Here is an 18,339-nt window from a genome sequence, read left to right on the forward strand (position 1 = left end):
AGACCTGCAGGGCCTGGCCGATCGCCGCGGCCTGGGCGTCGGTGGGCGCCTCGGGCACCGACGGGTGCGGCACCGCCGGGGGCATCCCCTCGGGGACCGGCGACGGGGCCGGTGCGGCCGCGGCCGGACGCTGCGGCGGCGCCGGGGCAGGCGGTGCGGGCGGTGCGGGCGGCGGGGCGGGACGCACGGGCGGGGGCGGGACGACGTCGTCGCGACCGGCACCGGGGCTCACCCACTCGCGGACGCGGCGGTCGAGGTCGGTCTTGGCCTGCGCCCAGGCCCGGGCCGCCTCGTCGAACCGGGTGGCGGCGGTCCGTCGGTCGGCGTCGATCGCCGCGATCTCGGCGGCCCGGTCCCGAGCCAGGGTGGCGCGGCCGCCGGGGCCCGCGTCGAGCCACAGCTGGTCGTTCCGGCGCTGCAGCTCCACCAGCGCGGTGTCGGCGGCCCGCCACTCGCCGGCGCGGGTCTTCTCCTGCTCCATCGCGGTGCGCACCGTCTCGGGCATCGGTCCGAGCAGGTCCGCGGCGTGGCGTTCGGGCAGGAACAGCCGCATCCCGGTGCCGGTCACCGTCGGCACCGTGAACGTCTCCGGGGCCCGACCCGGCCGGTTCAGCTCCAGCTCGATCCGGTAGTCGAACCGGCCGCCGAGCAGCCGGACGGGGTCGCCGAGCTTCGTTTCGTGCTCGCGCCCGATCAACGGTGCCTGGCCGCCGCGGTTGCTCGTGGAGGCTCCGGCCGCGCCGTCGGCGCGCGCGTCGCCGCGGCTGCTGCCGACGTCGCGGCCCTCCCCGACGACCGAGCCGACGACGTCACCGGAGTGGGTCTGCGACGACGCGGTCTGGGTCCCGATGTGGAAGTTGGACTCGGCGCCGAGGTTCATCGCCGAGGACACCCCGTCGGTGTGCAGCGACACCGGGGTCGCCGTGATCCGCGGGGTCAGCGTCACGCCCACCTGGGTGGGGTGCACGACCGGCGGGAGCGTCGCCGAGCCCTTCAGCATCGACGGGATCCACGAGTCGAGGTGTTCGGGCGAGAACAGCACGTCGAGCTGGTGGCGGCCCCCCTCGCCGGGCCGTCGGAACGCGTCCGGCACGTCCACCGTCGCGAGGTGGTCCTGCACCGCGCGGCTCATCGCCACGGCGTCGGTGCGGACGACGCCCATCGCCGTGTCCGGGTCGATCCGCGGCGCGTCACCACCGGGTCCGGCCCGGCGGGTCTGGTCCGGGGGCGGCTGCGGCAGGTCCGGCAGGGACGACAGGAACGCCGCGGGCACCCGGTGGCGGAGCGTGAACGGCGCCGACGTCGGGCCGGGGATGGTCTCGCCGTCGCGGGTGACGGTCAGCGAGAGACGACCGGTCTGCCCGATGATCGCGGTGGGCCCGTCGTAGCCGAGGAAGCGCCAGGTCCGGACGGTGTCGGCCGTGGTGTCGGTGTGCACGTCGGTCCGCGACGAGGACGCGGCGAGCCCGCCGGAGCCGCCGCCGTAGTACGGGTCCTCGCCACCGCTGCCGCCCCGGCCGCCGAGGGTGCCGCCGAACTGCGCGACCGGGCCGGAGCTGCGCACCGACGTCGACGAGCGCTGGTCGGCGAAGTACTGCTCCACCTTGGGCGCGTGCCCGTCGTGGACGACCTGCTCGACGCGCGTCGCTCCCGGGGTGGTGTCCGGCACGAACGACAGGTGCCCGGACAGGTCGTGGTGGACGAAGAAGCCCCGCCGGGAGGCGCTGAACGGCACCCCGTCCCCGCCGAGGCTGCTGTGCAGCCCCTTCAGGTCGGCCGCGGAGATGCCCCGCTGCGGATCGGTGAGCCGCTCGGTCAGCAGCGCGACCTCGTCGGCGTCGAGCCGGCCGGCGAAGTGCCCGGGGAGCTGGTCGTTGATGTCGGCCAGCGGGGCGCGCAGCCCCTCGTCGGTGGGCCAGCCCAGACCGGCGACGGGGTCGTCGCCGCGCAGCGTCGGCGGCACCTGCAGGTCCACCGGTGCCTGGTGCGGGCGGTTCTCCTCCTGCGGGAGCAGGCCCCACACCCGCATCTGCTCCTCGCCGACGGACAGGAACACGTGGTCGGGCAGGTCGACGTAGCGGATGGCGGTCCGGCGGGTGGGGGTGTGCACGGTGTCGAGGAGCTGGTTGCTCTCCCACGACGTCGCCCGGTGGGTGACCACGCCACGGGCCTTCACGACGAACGACCGGCCACCGGACCCGTCGTTGAACGTCTCGCGCGCACCGAGGGTCCCCTGGGCCCCGGTGTCGCGGGCGCCGACCTGGTAGCCGCCGTGGATCCCGCCCGACCCGGTGGGGTGGCGCGAGGACTGCTCCAGCTCCTGGGCGGTCAGCGACGAGTCGTTGACCTCGAACCCGGCCCGTCCCTGGGCGCCCCGGGCGTTCGACGACGAGCCGGACGCGACGTAGCCGCCGTAGACGACCTCGCTGCGGGCGCGGCCGGTCGGCGGCGCGTGCCGCACGTCGACGACCCGCAGGTCGTAGAGGCCCAGGGTGGACACGACGGTGCCGCGCCGGTCCCGCCAGCGGCGCTTGTGCACCTGCTCGGGTGTGGCGAGCCCGCGTTCGGTGACCCCGCGGTCGTTGGACACCCGCTGCGGGGCCAGGACGGCCTCGAGCGCGCGGCCGTCCTCGGTCCCGCGCCGGCCCAGTACCGCGTCTCCCCCGGCGGCGGCGGTGAGCGCGGCCTCGGCGGCGGTGCGGCGCTCCCTGACCCCACCGACCCAGGTGAAGGTGCTGTCGGCCAGCAGGGTCTGTGCGAAGTCCCGGCGCCGGGCACCGACCGGGCTGTCCATGGTGATCCGCGGCCGGCTGCGGATGCCCTGGGCCTCCGGCGGCGTACCCGGGGTGAGCATCTCGTCGGCCGGCACGTCCAGCGCGAACGGCTCCCGGATCGGCGGGCCGTCGGGCAGCACCACCGGGGTCCGGGGGCTCACGTGCCGACCGGGCGCACCGATGCCGGTGAGCCGCCCGAACGCGTTGGTCTCGCTGAACCGCTCCGCGGTGATGGTGTAGAGGTTCTCGCCGGTGACCCGGTGCGAGGTCCCGGCGGGACCGGCGACCGCGCGCCGGCCGGTGATGGTGCCGCCGGCGCCGCCGTCGCTGTGGCCGAGACCGGCCGAGGCCCGTGCCCCCAGGCCCGGGTAGACCGCGCCGGCCTCGAACCCGAGCCCGGCCCGCAGCCCCAGCGTCCCCTCGATCCCGGTGGCGGCACCGCTGACGGACTCGGTGCGGTTGCCGGCGCTGGTCTTGACGCTGATCCCGTCGAGCGGGCCCTCGTCGCCGACGTCGAGCATCTCGGCGGTGATCCTCAGGTGCAGGTACTCGGTACGGCGGAACCGGTTGCGCGCCAGCACGAGGTCGACGCCGCCGTCGTAGAGGGAGTCGGCGCTGGTGCCCAGCAGCGTCTGGGTGGTGTTGTGGTCGAGCATCCGCCAGGTCTCACCGAGGTCGCGGACCGTCGAGCTGCTGGTCGACGCGCGGTGGCTCCCGTCGCCGTCGGCGAGGTCGGCGAACGGGCCGCCGACCGAGGCGATGATCTGGTCGATCCGCTCGCGCAGCCGGGTCGGTGCGTCGCCGAGGGAGTGCATGTGTCCCCGGCCGATGCCCAGGCCCGCGGCCAGGTAGGGCGGGAGGGTGTCGGTCCGGCGGTCGGTGTTGCGGGCGTCGCGGACGGTGTCGGTGACGGGCAGTCCCGCGTCGCGGGCGTTGTGCGGGGAGTCGGCGAGGACCAGCTCCACCGGCGTCCGGGCCGGGGGTGCGACGGGGCTGGTCGACCCCCACCGCACCCTGGTCTCGCGCACGAGCTCGACCTCGTAGGCGCCCAGGGAGCTCTGGTCGACGTTGCGCCGCGACGCCCCGATGTGGGTGGCCGCCCAGCCGCGGCTGCGGTTCCAGCCCACCCCGAGGTACGGGCCGAGGTGCAGGAAGGCCACCTTCGGGAAGAACCGCCAGCCCCCGCGGATCTCCCCGGAGACACCGAGACGGGAGCTTCTGCTGCCCTCGACGCCCCAGTCGATGCGCTGCTGCTTGGTGGTCTTGCCGTCGAGCTCGGCCAGCCACGACCCCTTCTTCGGCACCAGCCGGGACTCGACGTACACCGGTGGCCCGCCGGGGTTGCGCAGCTCGTCCGAGCGCACCCAGCCGGTGGTGAACCGTTCGTAGTGGTGGGCGAGATGGTTGTCGGACAGGAAGTGCAGCAGCCGGTTGCGGCCCGGGGACCCCGGTTGCAGCAGCCCGGGCGGGAGCTGGTCGGCCAGCGCGGCCAGGACCGCGTCCGGGCCGGGTCCACGGACGTCGAGGACCGCGGCGTTGGACAGCGCGGGCCCGGCGCCGGGACCGAGCTCGACGGCGGGGCGGGCGCCGGCGTTCGGGGTCGGCTGGTCGAACCATCCGGTGGCGGTGCCGTCCAGGACGCGTGGTCCGGGCCCGACGAAGGCGCCGGACTCGTCGCGCAGGGTGACGGTGAAGCGGACCGGGACGTCGGCGGCCGGGGTGTGCTTGGCGTCGTAGCCGACGTCGTTGTTGACCGTCTTGCGGGTCCGGTGCCCGACGGTGTCGCCCCCGGTCACGGTGACCGCGGCACCGCCGTACCCGGCGAGCGAGCCGCCGGAGCCGGCGATCGGGACGGCGCGGCTGCTGTCGTCGTAGCGGCCCTCGACGAGGTTGTCGGTGCCGCGCCGGATCTGCTCGGTGCCGTCGGTCGCGGCGGGGTCGGGGCCGTGGCCCCGGCGGCCGGGGTCGTGGTCCACGGCGACGACGGCCTCGTAGCGGCGGCCGCCGACCTCGACCTCGGAGGGCAGTCCCTGGTGCAGCGCCGACGGCCGGTGCGTGAGCATCGCGTCGAGCTGCGACGACGTCGCCGTCCCCGACCGCCGTGCCGATGCGCCCGGGACCATCGACGCGATGAGGTCCGCGACGGCGCGCCGCTGTTCGGGGCCCACCGACTGCACCCGCAGCAGCGAGCGGGGCGCGGCGGCCGGGGCGGGCACGTCGCGGCCGGTCCACGGCGACAGCACGTGGTCGTCGACACGGAACCGGCCGGAGCCGAGGTCGGTGCGCAGGTCGGCCTCGGTGCCGCGGTCGGCCCGCGCGGTCAGGTCCACCGGGCGGGAGTCGAGGTGCTCCTGCAGACGGCCCGTGAGGAACCCGTCCTCGCCGAGCCGGTCGGAGTTGAGCAGGGTCTGCAGCAGCGCCGAGCCGGGTGGGGCGACGAGCAGCCCGGTACCGGGACCGTCGAGCCCGTCCACGCGGCCGGTGAGCAGCGGGAACAGCGGCTCGCCGTCGGTGACGCCGCCGGGCATGCGGGGCATGGTCGCGGGGAGCGGGGCGGGTGGGCCGTCGCCGGTGGCGCGCACGGCCGGGTCGGCCCAGACGCCGCCCTCGGAGTGGACGACCGACAGCGCGACGTCCGTGCCGACCCCGGTGAAGGAACCGGTGCGGAGCCGGTGGTTGAGGATCCGGTCGGTCGCGCGGGTACCGGACGGGAGGTCGGTGGAGACGTCGCGGACGGTGACCCCGAGGTCGGTCAGGCGGCGCCGGGACACGGCCGAGAGCCCACCGTGGCCGCGGGCGGGGGCGTCGGCCCACACGTGCACGGCGGAGGGGTCGCCGGTCCGGGCGATCCACATCTCCAGGGCGCGTCGGACGTCGGCGGTGAACCGTCCGCCCAGCAGCGGGACGTGGACCCGGCGGGGCACGTCCTGCAGGTGACGGCCCTGCGGGTCGCCCATGACGGTGCGCGGCACCGGCGCGTCGACGTGCGCCTGCACGCCGCGGCCCGGCCGGGGCACGACACCGTCCGGTGCGTCGACCGCGGCGCGGTGCACGATCCGGACCCCGGGGACGTCCGCGAGCTGCCCGCGCAGGAACACGGCCGCGGCCAGCGCCCGCGCACGGCCCGTCGCCAGCCGCTGGGCCACGTCGTTGCGCGGCCGGCCGGCCCGGTCGGTGTCGGCCCGGCCGATGAGGGACTCCGCGGTGCCGCGGGCCCGGTCGGCGCGGTGCCCCATGCCGTCGCCGACGAGCAGCACCCGGGGCGGGGGGTTCCCGGCCGCGACGGCCAGACGGGCGCGTTCACGGACCTCCCCCGCGAAGGTCGTGAGGTCGCGGCGGGCGTCGTCGTCGAGGCGGGTGACGTGGGAGTCGAAGGCCACGTCGTGCACCGAGTCGGTACGGGCGACGTCGTCGGTCCGCTGCTCGACGACGGCGACGCGGCGCTGCTCCACGGACGCGTCCGGGACGGGCGGGCGCGCGCTGCCGCCGGAGACGATGCGGAAGTCCTCGCGGGTGAGGCCGCCCGCCCGGTCGGTGCGCAGCCGCTCGGCCAGGCGCTGCTCGGCGACGTCGTGCACGGAGCGGGCGCGGTCGCGGCCGGTGACCTCGGCGCCGGTGCGGTCGGCCCAGGGGCGGACGAGGTCGCGCGACCCGTTGCCGTGCCCGGTGACCACCAGGGCGGGCGTCGGGCCGCCGGCCGCACGCGCGGCGACGACGTCGTCGATCCACGCGTCGGTGGCGCGTTCGACCGCTGCGCGGTCGCGGTGGGCGATCCGGTGGGCGCCCTCGGCGAACGGGATGCGGACGGGCGCGCCGGCGGGGGCCGCGTCGCTCCGGGCGCTGTCGCCGCTGTCGCGGGGGCCGCCGCCGTCACCGTCACGGGCGCCGTCGCCGTCGTTCCGCAGCACGCCGTCCTCGGCGGGCCCGCGGCGGCCGACCGCCTCCGGCGGGCGCTGCGCGTCCTGTTCGACGACGGCACGCACCGACCGGGACGGGGCACCGACCGGCCCGTCCGGAGCGCGGTCGACGGCGGCCCGGGTCGCGATGCGCACCCCGTCGGCGTGGTCGCCGAGCAGCTCGCGGAGCCGGTTCGCGACGGCGTCGGCCCGCTCCCGGCCGGCGGTGCGCCGTTGCTCCAGGAGTGCCTCGGGGCCGGCCGACGGTGGCCGGACCACCCACCGCCCCGGCGGACGGGGGTCGTCGGCGGGGTGCCGGAGCAGGTCGCGGGTCCACTTCTCGGCGCTGCCGAGCCTGGTCTTCGCGACCCGGCCGGAGGACTCGATCAGCGCGCCGCCGCGGTTCGCCAGCCGCTGCGCGGGACGGCCGGTGCCGTCGCCGACGATCTCCACGCGCACCGGGCCGCCGTCGCGGAGGCGTTCGCGGACCTGACCCGCGAGCGCGACGATGTCGGCGTCGGCACCCGGGCCGGGACGGTGCTGGCCCGAGGAGAAGGTCACCGTGCTCTCCGACCGGGGGCCGGTGACGTCGTCGGTGGTGTAGTCGATGATCGCGATCCGGTTCGTGTCGCGCAGCGCGCCGGGGGTCAGCGGCGTCGCGTCCGTCCGCGCCAGCACCCGGAACTCCGAGGTGTCCCGGCCCCCCAGGCCGCCCTCGCGGGCGAGCTCGTCGAGCCGCTCGAGGACGACGGCCCGCACCGCGTCGGCCCGGGCCCGGCCGGTGCCGGTGCCGTCGATCGACCACGGTGTGCGGCGCATGGTCCCGTTGCCGTGGCCGGTGATCGTCATGGCGGGGGCCCGGCGGTCCGGCGGCGTGGCCAGGACGTCGCGGACGAACGCGTCGGTGGCGTCGCGGATCGGGCCGCGGGCGTCCTCGTCGATCGAGGTGGTGGACTCGCGGAACCGGACCGGTGTGACCGGCGCGCTCTGTTCGGACCCGGGTGCGGCGGACCGCCCCCCGTCGTCGCCGCGGCGCGGGGCGGGCGGACCGGACTCGGCGGGATCCGGGGTCGGCACCGGCAGGACGACGGTGCCGTCCTCGCGGTCGCGGGTGCGCGAGCGCCCGCCGGACTCGGCCGGGCGGGACTCCGGGACGCGAGGATCCCCCTCCGGGGTGCGGGCACCGCGGGCGGTGGCCGGGCGGTGTTCGCCGGACGCCGGGTCGCCGGTCCGGGTCGTGTCCGGCCCGCCGGACCCGGCGGTGCGTGCCGGGGCCGGCGTGCTGCCGTCGGTGCGCGCAGGGGCCGGCGTGCTGCCGTCGGTGCGCGCCGGTGTGGTGCCGTCGGTGCGTGCGGGGGCCGGCGGGGCGCCGTCGGTGCGCGGCGCGGGCGGTGGGGCACCGTCGGTTCCGGTGCGGGGCGGGGCGGACGTCGGGGACGCCGTCGGGGTCTGGGTCGGAGCCGGGGTCGAGGACGGCGGGGCCGGGGGCGTCGGGGCCGCGGACGAGGGCGTCGGGGCCGGGGCTGCCGGGGTCGACCCCGCCGTGACCGAGGTGGACACCGGCGGGGGCGTACCGGTCGCGGGCGTGGACGACACGTCCGCGGGCAGGACCGTGGGCTCGACGGGTGCGGTGGGCGGGGTGCGGTCGAGGTCGGTGAACGGGGACCCCGACGTCTCCCAGGTGGCCCGGTCCCCGGCGGCCGGGGCGAGCGGGGATCCCCCGGAGCGGGAGGTGTCCGCGGAACGGGCGCCGTCGGCGGCGGTCGGGGCGGCGTCGCGCCCACCACCGGTCGCGCGGGTGGCGGACTCGCCGCCGACGGTGCGCCCCTCCCCCGCCGACGTGCCGGTCGACGGCGCCTGCTGGGCGGATCGGGGGGTGTTCGCCCCCGAGCCCTGGCCGGACGGGGTGGCGTCGGTGCGCCCTCCGCCGGAGGTCGTGGCGGTGTCGCGACCGGCCCCGGACGTGGCCGGCTGGGTGGTCGACGACGCGGCGGGCGGCTGCGGGGTGGCGACCGGGCCACCCGTCCCACGACCGTCGGTGTCGTCGGCGACGCGGGACGGGGAGAGCTCCGGGGTGCGCGCGTCGCCGCCCACCGTGGGCGCCTGCTCGCCCCGGACCGGCTCGCGGACCGGACCGCCTGCGGAGTCGGTGGTCGCGTCGCGCACGGTCCCGGTGGATGCGGTGGGTTCGGTCGGACGGGTCCCGACGGTGTCGCGGGATCCGTCCGGTGTGGAGGGACCGTCGCCGGTCGTGGCCCGTCCGGGCGGGGCGGCGCCGTCGGACTGCACCGCCGCCGGGCCCGGAGCGTCGGTCCCGCGGCCGCCGGTGCCCTCCCCCTCGACGGTGCCCCGCTGAGGCGTGGAGCCCTGGTCCCGACCCTCGCTGACCGGCGCCGCCGGGTTCGGTGCCTCCCCGCCGGTGCTCCTGACCGCGGTGTCCGACGTCGGCCGGGGCGCGGTCGAGCTGCCACCGGACGCGGTGTTGCCCGACGCGGTGTTGCCGGACGCGGCATTGCCCGACGCAGGGCTGCCCGACGCGGTGTTGCCCGACGCAGGGGTGCCCCCGGCAGGGGTGCCCGCGGCGGTGCCGGCCGGCGCTGCACCGACCGGCGCGCCGTGACCGGGCACGGCGCTGGGCGGCGCGTCGCTTCCCGGTGCGATGCTGCCCGGTGCGTCGCCACCCGTGGCGGTGTTGCCCGGTGCGGTGCTTCCGGGAGCCGTGCTGCCCGGCGCGCTGTTCTCCGGAGCCCCGGTGCCCGGCGCCCTGTCCCCCGGCGCGGAGTCGACCGTGGCGGGGCTGCCCGGCGCGCTGTTGCTCGGTGCGTCGTTCCCCGGCGCGCTGTTGCTCGGTGCGTCGTTGCTCGGCGCGCTGTTGCTCGGTGCGTCGTTGCTCGGCGCGTTGCTGCCCGGCGCGTTGCTGCCCGGCGCGTTGTTGCCCGGCGAGTTGCTGACCGGCGCGCTCTCACCCGGCACGTTGCTACCCAGCGCGTTGCTACCCGGCGCGCTGTTGCCCGGCGAGTTGCTGACCGGCGCGCTCTCACCCGGCACGTTGCTGCCCGGCGCATTGCTACCCGGCACGTTGCTGCTCGGCGCGCTGTTCCCCGGCGCATCGCGGCCGCCCGCAGCGCCGCCCCCCGTGTCGCCACCCGTGCCGCCGCTGGTGTTGCCGCTGGTGTTGCCGTTGCCCAGGACCGGCGCTCCGTCCGGGGTCGACAGGTTCGTCGTGTCGCCGGCGACGGGCGTGACGGAGGAGGCCGGAGGCTCCGACACCGGTTCCGGCCGGGCGCCGGCGGCCGAGCCCCACGTCGGGCCGGACGCGGTGCCGGACGATCCGCCGGTCACCGTCGCCGGCACGGACTCCGGCGTCGCCGTCGACGACGAGCTCACCGTCGGCGACGACGGGATGACCAGCGGCGGCCGGCTCTCCGGTCCCTGCCCCGACGACCGCGACGGCGCCGACGAGTCCCCGTCGTCGCCCCGGGACGTCGCCGGGTCGTCGCCGGACGGGCGCGTACCGGGGGTCGGCCCCGACCCGTCGGACGTCGTGGGGATCCGGAGGACGTCGTCGGGACCGGCGGAGGACATCCAGGGCGGCGGGGTCGCCGAGGGGCCCAGCCCCTCCTTCTTCATGTGGTCCAGCAGGGACGCCCGGTTGAGGAAGGGGACCTTGCTCGCGGCGAGGCCGAAGTCGCCGCCGGGCCGGCGGCGCATCCCGCCGAGTGCGCCGATCGCACCGAAGAACGGGTTGGAGTCCTCGCCGAACACCGCGTTGATGACCGCGCCGGACGCCGGCGCGGTCATGATCTGCGCACCGGCGTAGCCGAGGATGCCGAACGCGCGCACGTGGCGGGCGAGCTGCTGGGGCGGGGCTCCGGGCGGACGGGCCCGGTTGAGGTTGCGCATCGCGCTGTTGCTCCAGCTGCGCACGCCCCCGGCCGCCGCGCGCGCGAGCCCCGCACCGGCTCCGCCGATCGCACCACCGATCGCGCTGTGCCCGATGGAGTCGAGGTCGTAGCCCTCGCGGCCACCCGACTCGTTCTGCCCGACCTGGATGAGACCGTCGAGGCCGGCCATGAGCCCGGCGCCGGCCGCACCGTAGAGCGCCGCCCGCTTGGTCGCCTCCGCGAGCGCCTTCGAGATGCCCCGCAGCAGCGTCTGGGCGGTCGCCTTGTTCAGCCCGAGCCGCGCGACCGCCTGGATCATCTGCTTGACCATCTGCCGGAGCAGCGCCCACAGGCCGACCCGGGCCGCGGCGAGGACGGCCGGCACGAAGATCGCCCCGAACAGCGACACGAGCAGCTCGATGACGGCCGCGAGGGTCATCGCGGCCATCACGATCAACATGATCTTGCCCTTTTGGATGTCCGCCGCGGCGTTCTTCGTCGCCTTGCGGAACTCGTCGGCACCCTGGGCCAGCTCGGTGAGGCTGGCGGCGTAGTCCTCGCCGAGGAGCTTCGCGTTCGCGGCCCCGGTGTCGCCGCGCAGGACGTCGTCGAGGTCGGCCCCGGACCGCCGAGCGTCGATCGCGGCCTGCTCCAGTGCCGCGGCGAGGTCGGCCCAGGCGCCGCTCAGCGCCCGCAGGTTGCCCTCGTTGCCCTCCGGCCACTCCATCCCGAGGGTGACCTTGAAGAACTTCTGGAGGGAGTCGGGCAGCTCGGTCGACCCACCTGGCATCGCAGGGTTCCCTCCTTCCTCGTTCCACCGATCGTGTGAGGGTCGGACCCGGCGGTGCGGCCGGATCGGGTTGGTGTCGTGCGGGGACGGACGGCGTGCGCTACGCGGGAGGGACGTGGGAGGCGTTGTCCTCGTCGAGCCGCGACAGGTTGTCCGCCGAGATCTCGAGGTTGTCGGCGTAGATGTCGAGCCCCTCGGTCGTCTCGCCGACACCGGCGCGGGCCTCGGTCGAGTCCGGGGAGTACTTCTCCCCGAAGGCCTTGCCGATGTCGTCGGTGCCCCAGCAGCCCTCGTACTCCGCGCTGAGCGCGTTCAGACGCTCCAACGGCCCTGCCAGGTCGCTCCGGATGCGGCGCACCCCCTCGGCGTTGCGCCGGACGCCGGGGAGGTCGACGTAGGTCTCATCGGCCACGACGCTCACCCCGGGTCGGGTCCTCGACGCCCATCTCGGCGAACATCGAGCCCATCAGCGACTCGATCATCTCGGAGGGGTCGACCTTCCCGGTGGCCAGTCCCACCAGGTCCAGCCCCTCCGCGCCACCGCCCTCCTGCACGATCGCGGCGGTGCGCTCCAGGGCCTGCAGCCGACCCGCCTGCAGCGTCCCGACGATCAGGTGCGCGAGCTCGGTGGGCGCCAGCGAGCGGTACCGGGTGCCGTGGAAGCTGAGGTCGGCGAGATCGCCACGGCCGTCGAAGGTCATGGTGAACGAGCGGTCCTTCGCGACGACCGTCGTCTGCTCCTCCTTCCAGACCCGGCTGACCTCCCCGACCCGGGCGCGTTCCTGCTCGACCTGCTCGAAGGCCTCGTCGAGCCGCCGGGCGTAGTACCCCTCGTGGTCCGTGGCGTCGCTCATGGGTGTCTCCTCCTCGTGTGGTCGGTCGGGTGGATGTCGGGCCTCAGCTGCGGCCCAGCACTCCCGGCACCCCGTCGTCCTGCCAGTTGCTGGGATCAGCGGTCAGTGAGGTCTCGCGGGCGCGGTCGTCGTTCTGGTTCATCCCGGCGGCCATCCCGGCCCCCATCGGCATGAACGGCCCGCCCATCGGCGCCCCGCCGGGCATCCCCGCCTCACCGGCTGCCGGGGACAGCGGGAGGCGTCCGGCGCTCCGGGGGTCCGGGGTGGGTGTCGTGACCGGCAGCGTCGCGATCGCCGCCGCGTCGCCGGTGACCGGCAGCGTCGGCACCCGTATCGCCGGTCCGCCCGACGACACGGGCGGCGAGGACGGCAGGCCCACCGACGACGTCAGCGGACCCGCACCCGCGCGGATCCGGTCGGACGGCGTGGACGGGCCGCCTCCGGAGGTGGTGGCCTGCAGCGCCTCGACCTCCGGCAGCGACACGGACCCGACCGCGTCCGTACCGGTGGTGCGCCCTGCCTCGCGACGGGTCGCGTCCGTCCGCTCCGTGGCGGGGGACGGCCCGGTCCCGGCCGGGGTCCTGCCCTCGGTCGTACCGCGTCCGAGCACGCCGCCCGCCGCCATCCCGACCAGCCCCCCGGGGAGCGTTCCACCGCCATCGGCGGACCGGTCCGGGTCGGCCCCGGGCGACTCCGGGGAGAGGGCGGCCCGGGTGCCGACCGGCGCGGTGACCGTCGCCGGTGTGCCGGTCCGGCTGCTGTCCGACGGGCGCCCCAGCACCCCCGACGGGGCCACGGCCGTGGCTCGCGCGGCAGTCGACGGCGCGGGGGTCACCGGCGCGGACTGCAGCGTCCCGGAGGGGGCGGCCGCGGGGGCACCGAGGGTCTGGCCACCGAGCGCGAACGCCGTCGGGGCGAACGCCGCGTCCCCCGGCGCCGTGGGCGACCCGTCCGTCACCGGGGCGGGTGCCTCCGGGAGCGCGGCCGCGCGGATGCCCGCCGCCTCCGGGCCGGGTGCGGTCAGCCCCGGGATCCCGGCCGTCGGGCCCGCCGACCCCGGCCGCACCGCGGTGACCACCTCCGGCTGCGGCGGCGCGGTGGTCGACACCGCGGTCACCGTCGGCCCACCGGCCGGCGACGACCCCGGTACCGCCGCGATCGGCTGCTGCGCACCGCCCGACGAGGCGAAGGCCGTCTCCACCCGGGCCAGCTCCGCGCGCGCCGCCGCGGCGAACGTCGCCTCGACCTCGGCGGCCTGCGGGTGACCGGCCCAGGCGGCGCGCTGCTCGCGCAGCGACATCGCCGCGCTGCGGGCGCGCCCGAGCTCGTCGCCGGCGCCGCGCAGGGCGAGCGGCCAGGTCCGGACGGCCTCCAGCGACCGTTCCAGTGCGGCCACCTTCGACGCGGACTCGGCGGCGAACCCGTCCGCGGTCGCGCCGAGCATCGCCTCCTGGACGCGGCGGGTCTCGCGGCGCAGCCCGTCGCGGGCCGTCTCCAACTCGACGACGACGGCGTCGACGGCGTCCGCCCGCCGGTACAGCACGTCGGGGTCGGCCGCGAGCAGCTGCGCGACGATCGCGTCGAACCCGGTGTCCACCGGGGGCACGGGGGTGGTCACGGTCAGGTCCGTCCGATCACACCGGGGGCGAGATGGTCGGTGTCCTCGTCCCAGATCCCGCCCTCGGCCTGCAGCCAGGTGTGCGGCTCGCGCTCACGCTCCTGTCCCATGCCCTGCGGGGACATCCCCGCACCGCCCATCGGCATGCCACCCATCGGCATACCGCCGCCCATCGGTCCGCCGGCCGCGGCGTTGGCCGCGGGGAGCACCTGCCCGTTCGGGACGCCGCCGGGCGGCACACCGAAGCCGCGTTCGGCGGCGACGTCGGTGTCGAACCGGGCCAGGCTCGGGTCGAGCGCACCCGGGCCGCCACCGGCACCACCGCCGAGGCCGCCGCCGGCGCCACCGGCACCGTCGTCGGCGCCGCCGCCCGCGCCACCGGACTCGCCCATCAGCTCCTCGGCCGACGGCAGGTCCGGCGGCGACACCGGGCCGCCGCCACCCGCGCCGTCCTCCGGGCCGCCCCCGGCACCACCGGCACCGTCGTCCGCGCCGCCGCCCGCGCCACCGGACTCACCCATCAGCTCCTCGGCCGACGGCAGGTCCGGCGGGGACGCCGACGACCCACCGCCGGTGCCGTCGCCCTCGGTCGCGGTCCGGGCCCCCGGGTCGTCCCCGAGGCCGGTCTTGTCCGCCGCGTCCTGGCCGAGCTCCTCGAAGGCCTTGTCCATCGCGTCCGAGACGCGACCGGGCGGCTCGTCGCCCAGGGCATCGGTCGCGGTCTTCTTCAGCTCGTCGAGTACCGCCTGGCGGTGCGGGTCGCCGGTGGGGTTTCCGAGGTCGTCGATGGCCTTCTCGACGGCCGCCCTCGCCTGCTCGGGCGTGGCGTCCGGGCCCAGCTCGGCGAGTGCCTTGTTGGCCGCCCCGTGCGCCTGGTCGAGCAGACCGCGGTCGTCGGGCCGCAGTGCCGTGCCGTCCGTGTCGGCCCCCTCGGCGGCGAGGTCCTCGATCGCCTGGTTCGCGGCCTCCTTGGCCTGGTCGAGGGCGTCGTTGCGGACCGGGTCGTCGGTACGCAGCTCGTCGATCGCCTTGTCGGCGGCCTCCTTCGCGTCCCGCATCGCCTGGTCGTGCGCGGGGTTGCCGCCCTCGTCCCCGGAGCCCGGACCCCCACCGGAGCCACTGCCGTCCCCGGAACCGCTGCCGTCCCCGGAGCCACCCTCGGAGACCGGGTCCTGGAGGTCCTCGATGGCCTCGTTCGCGGCCTTCTTCGCGTCCTCCAGCGCCTGGTCGCGCTTGGCGCCCTCGGAGCCGGGTCCGCTGCCGCCACCCGACCCCGGCGACTTCGCACCGCCGCCCGAGCCCGAGCCCGACCCCGGCGAGCCGCCGCCCGGCGAGCCGGTCAGACCTCCGCCCGCGCCCGTCGAGCCGTCGCCGGTGCCGCCGGAGCCGCTGCCCGACAGATCGTCGATCGCCTGGTTCGCGGCGTTCCTGGCGTCCTCGAGCGCCTTGTCGCGTGTGGGGTCGGACGTCTCGCCGCGGAGGCCGTCGATGGCGTCGCCGGCGGCCTTCTTCGCCTGGTCGAGCGCTGCCTGGCGCTGCGGGTCCGCGGTCGACCCCCCGGAGCCACCGGTGTCCTCGCCGCCCGTCGACAGGTCGGGGATCTCGGGGGCCGGGACGCCCCCGCCCGAGCCCCCGGTCTCGCCGGAGCCGGAGCCGGGGTCGCCACCGCCGGTGCCGCCGCCGGTACCGCCACCGCCCGCCAGGTCGTCGATGGCCTGGCCGGCCGCGTTCCGGGCGTCGTCCAGCGCCTTGTCGCGGGCGCCGCCACCGGCGTTGCCCCCACCGTGGGCGCCACCGCTGCCGCCGGAACCCGAACCCTCATCCGAGCCGGAACCGGAACCGGAACCCGAGCCGGAACCCGAGCCCTCGTCGTCGCCGAGGCCGTCACCGGCACCACCGATGCCGTCACCGGCACCGTCGCCGCCGCCGGTCCCACCGGTCTCCAGCTCCTCGACGCGTTCCTCGAGGTCCTCGATCTGCTGCTCCAGCTCCTCGACGGTGGGCGGGGCCCCGTCGGAGTCGGAGTCCGAGTCCGAGTCGGTGTCGTCATCGTCGTCCCCGGACCCGGAGCCCTCGGAGTCGTCATCGTCGTCGTCGGACCCGGAGCCGTCGGAGTCGTCGTCGGAGTCGTCGTCACCCTTCTTGTCGAGCTTGGCGACGGCCTCCTTCGACCCGCGCGCCTTCTCGCCGCGCACGATCTCCAGCGCAGCCATGTCCCCGGCCGCCGTCGAGTAGTCGTCCGCCAGCCCGCCGAGCAGCTTCTGGAGTGCCGTGACGAGCTCGTCCTCGTACTCGTTCTCGATCCGGCGCACCACGTTCTTGTAGGTCTGCACGACGTCGGCGATCAGGGACGAGTCCCCCGCCGCCGCCGCGAGCGTCACGGCCGAGACCGCCTTCGCGCGCACCTTGTCCTGGGCCGCGCGACGGTCCTCCCAGCTCTGCTCGACCGTCTCCCACCACTTGTCCCGGAAGGTGGAGATGTCGGTGCCGACGCCGCGGACGGTGTCGGCGTACTTCTTGTCCGCCAGGACCGCGGCGAAGGCCTTGCTCTCCTTCAGCACGCCGTCGGCGTAGTCCTGGAAGGCCGTCCCGGCCTGTCCCTCCAGCGCCTCGTCGACCTGCTTGACCAGCTTGGCGACGTCGTCGTTGATCGACTGGAGGCGCTCGGTGGCGGTCTGGAACTGGTCGCCGAGCTTCTTCCACGCCGCCGGCGCGGCGGACTGACCCTCCTGGGGCGCGATGCCCTCGACCTGGAACTGCAACGTCGTCCAGGTCTTGAAGTCCGAGGCGTTGAACGCCGGAGGGGGCGCGGTGTCCTGTCCGGCGAGGCCGAACGCGTCCGGGTCGTCGGCGTCAGGCATCGACGACCTCGTCACCGGGCAGGCCGGTCACCCGCGTGCCGGAGACGACGTCGGTGTCGACCAGGTTGCGGGCGGTGGCGGCGAGGGAACCACCGAACTCCCCGAGCTCGGTGCGGAGTGCGGTGACGTAGCTCAGCAGCTCCTGGGCGCGCGCGTCGGACACCCCGTCGAGCTGCTGCGCCGCCGCGAACGGCCCCGAGGGCGACCAGTCCGCGCCGAGCCGGTCCCGGGAGCCGGAGCTCGGGGGCAGCAGGGCACCGACGGCGTCGGCGGATGCGGTGACGGCGCCGACGTCGACGCGGGTCTGCTCGGCCATGGTCCTGGGTGTCCTCTCGGGAAGGGTGGAGCCGGCGCGGGCGGCGACCGGACTCAGGAGTCGGGCCGGTCGTCCTCGAACTCGTCCAGGAACTCCTCGTCGGTGGTGTCCTGGTCGGTGTCCTCGGTCTGGCTGGGGGCGTTGAGCACCTCGTCCTGCGGGACGCTGCCCACGCCCTCCTCGCCCTTGGGCACACCGGTGATGATCTGGCCCTGGGTGTCGTCGTACCCGTCGCCGTCGGAGGTGTTGCTCTCCTCCGACTCGTCGTCGGTGGTGAAGTTGTGCTGCTGGTGCTCGATCTCGTTGGCGCGGTCGACGATCTCGTCGTCGGCGTCGGCACGCATCTCGTCGATGCGCGCACCGACGGCCGCCGCGCTGTCGGAGTCGACGTCCACCAGCATCTTCGACACGTCCTTGAGCGAGGGCTCCATCGCCTCGAGGATCGTCTTCATCCGCTTCGCGTGGTCGATGACCGCGTTGCGCCGGTCGTCGACCCGCCGCTCGACGTACTGGGCCACGGAGAACTTGCCCGCGTCCGGCCAGTGCGGGTCGAGATCGGTGAACGCCTTGATGTCGTCCATCAGCTTGCCGAGCTTGCCCGCCGCCTCGTCGATGGCGGCCCGGTCGACCTTCGTGTGCTCGCCCATCCCTGCTCCGTTCTCCGCAACGGCCGAAGGCCGGTGTCACCCCGTCGGGGTGACACCGGCCGGGGCATCAGAACGCGTTGACGCCCGCGCGGTCGGACGCGCGCATGCGCTCCATCGAGTCCATGACCTGACGGTGCAGGTCGTCGATGTACTGGTTCTTGGCCTGCAGCTGCTGCTGCAGCTCGTTGGCGGTGGAGTTGTACTGGTCCGCCGAGGCACCGACGAAGTCCGCGCCGAACAGCTGCTGCACCGCGCTGCGCAGCTGCGAGGTCTCGTCCTGCAGCGTCTGCGCCGAGCGCTTCATCGCCGCGAGCGCTTCCTCGATCTGCTCGTACTGGTAGAACATGGTGTCCATGTGAGGGACTCCTTACCTGGTCAGAGGGGTCGGGCTCAGTTGGCCTGCGGAACGCCGCCGGCGCTCTCGACGTCGGTCTGCATGTTCTCGGTGGCGGCCCGGCGCATGGCCTCACCCATGTGCTGCAGGTCCGCCTGCGCCTTCTTGCCGAACTCCTGCAGGTCGAGCCAGGCCGCGTGGGTCGCCTTCGCCAGCTCGCTCGACGTCGGGTCGAACTGACCCTCGACCTCGGACGCGGCGGTGCGGATGAGCTGCTGTACGCCGTTGCCGGTCTCGTCGTGCTGCGCCGCGGTCGATTCGATCCGCGGCATGTCCGCCTTGGTCAGCGCCATGTTCGTCCTCCG

The 18,339-nt window shown here is 76.0% G+C and carries 9 protein-coding genes (1 of these 9 cut by a window edge); all 9 read right to left on the reverse strand.

The window, feature by feature from the left end; all coding sequences use genetic code 11:
• Positions 1 to 11,344, reverse strand: partial view of a toxin glutamine deamidase domain-containing protein gene (locus DMP17_RS40765; protein WP_337832345.1) — the 5' end (the start) only. Its footprint begins 17,798 nt before the window's first position; 11,344 of the gene's 29,142 nt are visible here — the first part of the coding sequence; its start codon is at positions 11,342 to 11,344; its stop codon lies beyond the left edge, outside the window.
• Positions 11,345 to 11,444: 100 nt separating this feature from the next.
• Positions 11,445 to 11,756 (reverse strand): WXG100 family type VII secretion target, encoded by a 312-nt coding sequence (locus DMP17_RS40770; RefSeq protein WP_226350132.1) that lies wholly within the window; start codon positions 11,754 to 11,756, stop codon positions 11,445 to 11,447.
• The gene (locus DMP17_RS40775) at positions 11,746 to 12,198 is read right to left on the reverse strand and encodes a YbaB/EbfC family DNA-binding protein (RefSeq protein ID WP_226350131.1); all 453 of its coding nucleotides are present in this window, start codon (positions 12,196 to 12,198) and stop codon (positions 11,746 to 11,748) included. The genes DMP17_RS40770 and DMP17_RS40775 overlap by 11 nt, the downstream gene beginning before the upstream one ends.
• Positions 12,199 to 12,241: 43 nt before the next feature.
• On the reverse strand, positions 12,242 to 13,816 hold the full coding sequence (locus tag DMP17_RS40780) for a hypothetical protein (protein WP_337832346.1): 1,575 nt from the start codon (positions 13,814 to 13,816) through the stop codon (positions 12,242 to 12,244).
• 2 nt (positions 13,817 to 13,818) lie between these two features.
• The gene (locus tag DMP17_RS40785; RefSeq protein WP_337832347.1) at positions 13,819 to 16,677 is read right to left on the reverse strand and encodes a hypothetical protein; all 2,859 of its coding nucleotides are present in this window, start codon (positions 16,675 to 16,677) and stop codon (positions 13,819 to 13,821) included.
• Positions 16,670 to 16,993: a hypothetical protein gene (locus DMP17_RS40790; RefSeq protein WP_337832348.1), complete on the reverse strand. Its 324-nt coding sequence runs from the start codon at positions 16,991 to 16,993 to the stop codon at positions 16,670 to 16,672. The genes DMP17_RS40785 and DMP17_RS40790 overlap by 8 nt, the downstream gene beginning before the upstream one ends.
• A gap of 53 nt (positions 16,994 to 17,046) precedes the next feature.
• Positions 17,047 to 17,640, reverse strand: a complete 594-nt coding sequence (locus DMP17_RS40795; RefSeq protein ID WP_226367435.1) for a hypothetical protein — start codon at positions 17,638 to 17,640, stop codon at positions 17,047 to 17,049.
• Positions 17,641 to 17,707: 67 nt separating this feature from the next.
• Entirely contained in the window at positions 17,708 to 17,995 is a 288-nt protein-coding gene (locus DMP17_RS40800; RefSeq protein ID WP_226367436.1) for a WXG100 family type VII secretion target, read from the reverse strand.
• A 35-nt stretch (positions 17,996 to 18,030) separates the two neighbouring features.
• A complete protein-coding gene (locus DMP17_RS40805; protein ID WP_226350127.1) occupies positions 18,031 to 18,327 on the reverse strand; it encodes a type VII secretion target in 297 nt (98 codons plus the stop codon).
• Positions 18,328 to 18,339: the final 12 nt, after the last annotated feature.

The organism is Pseudonocardia sp. TMWB2A, from assembly GCF_017312135.1.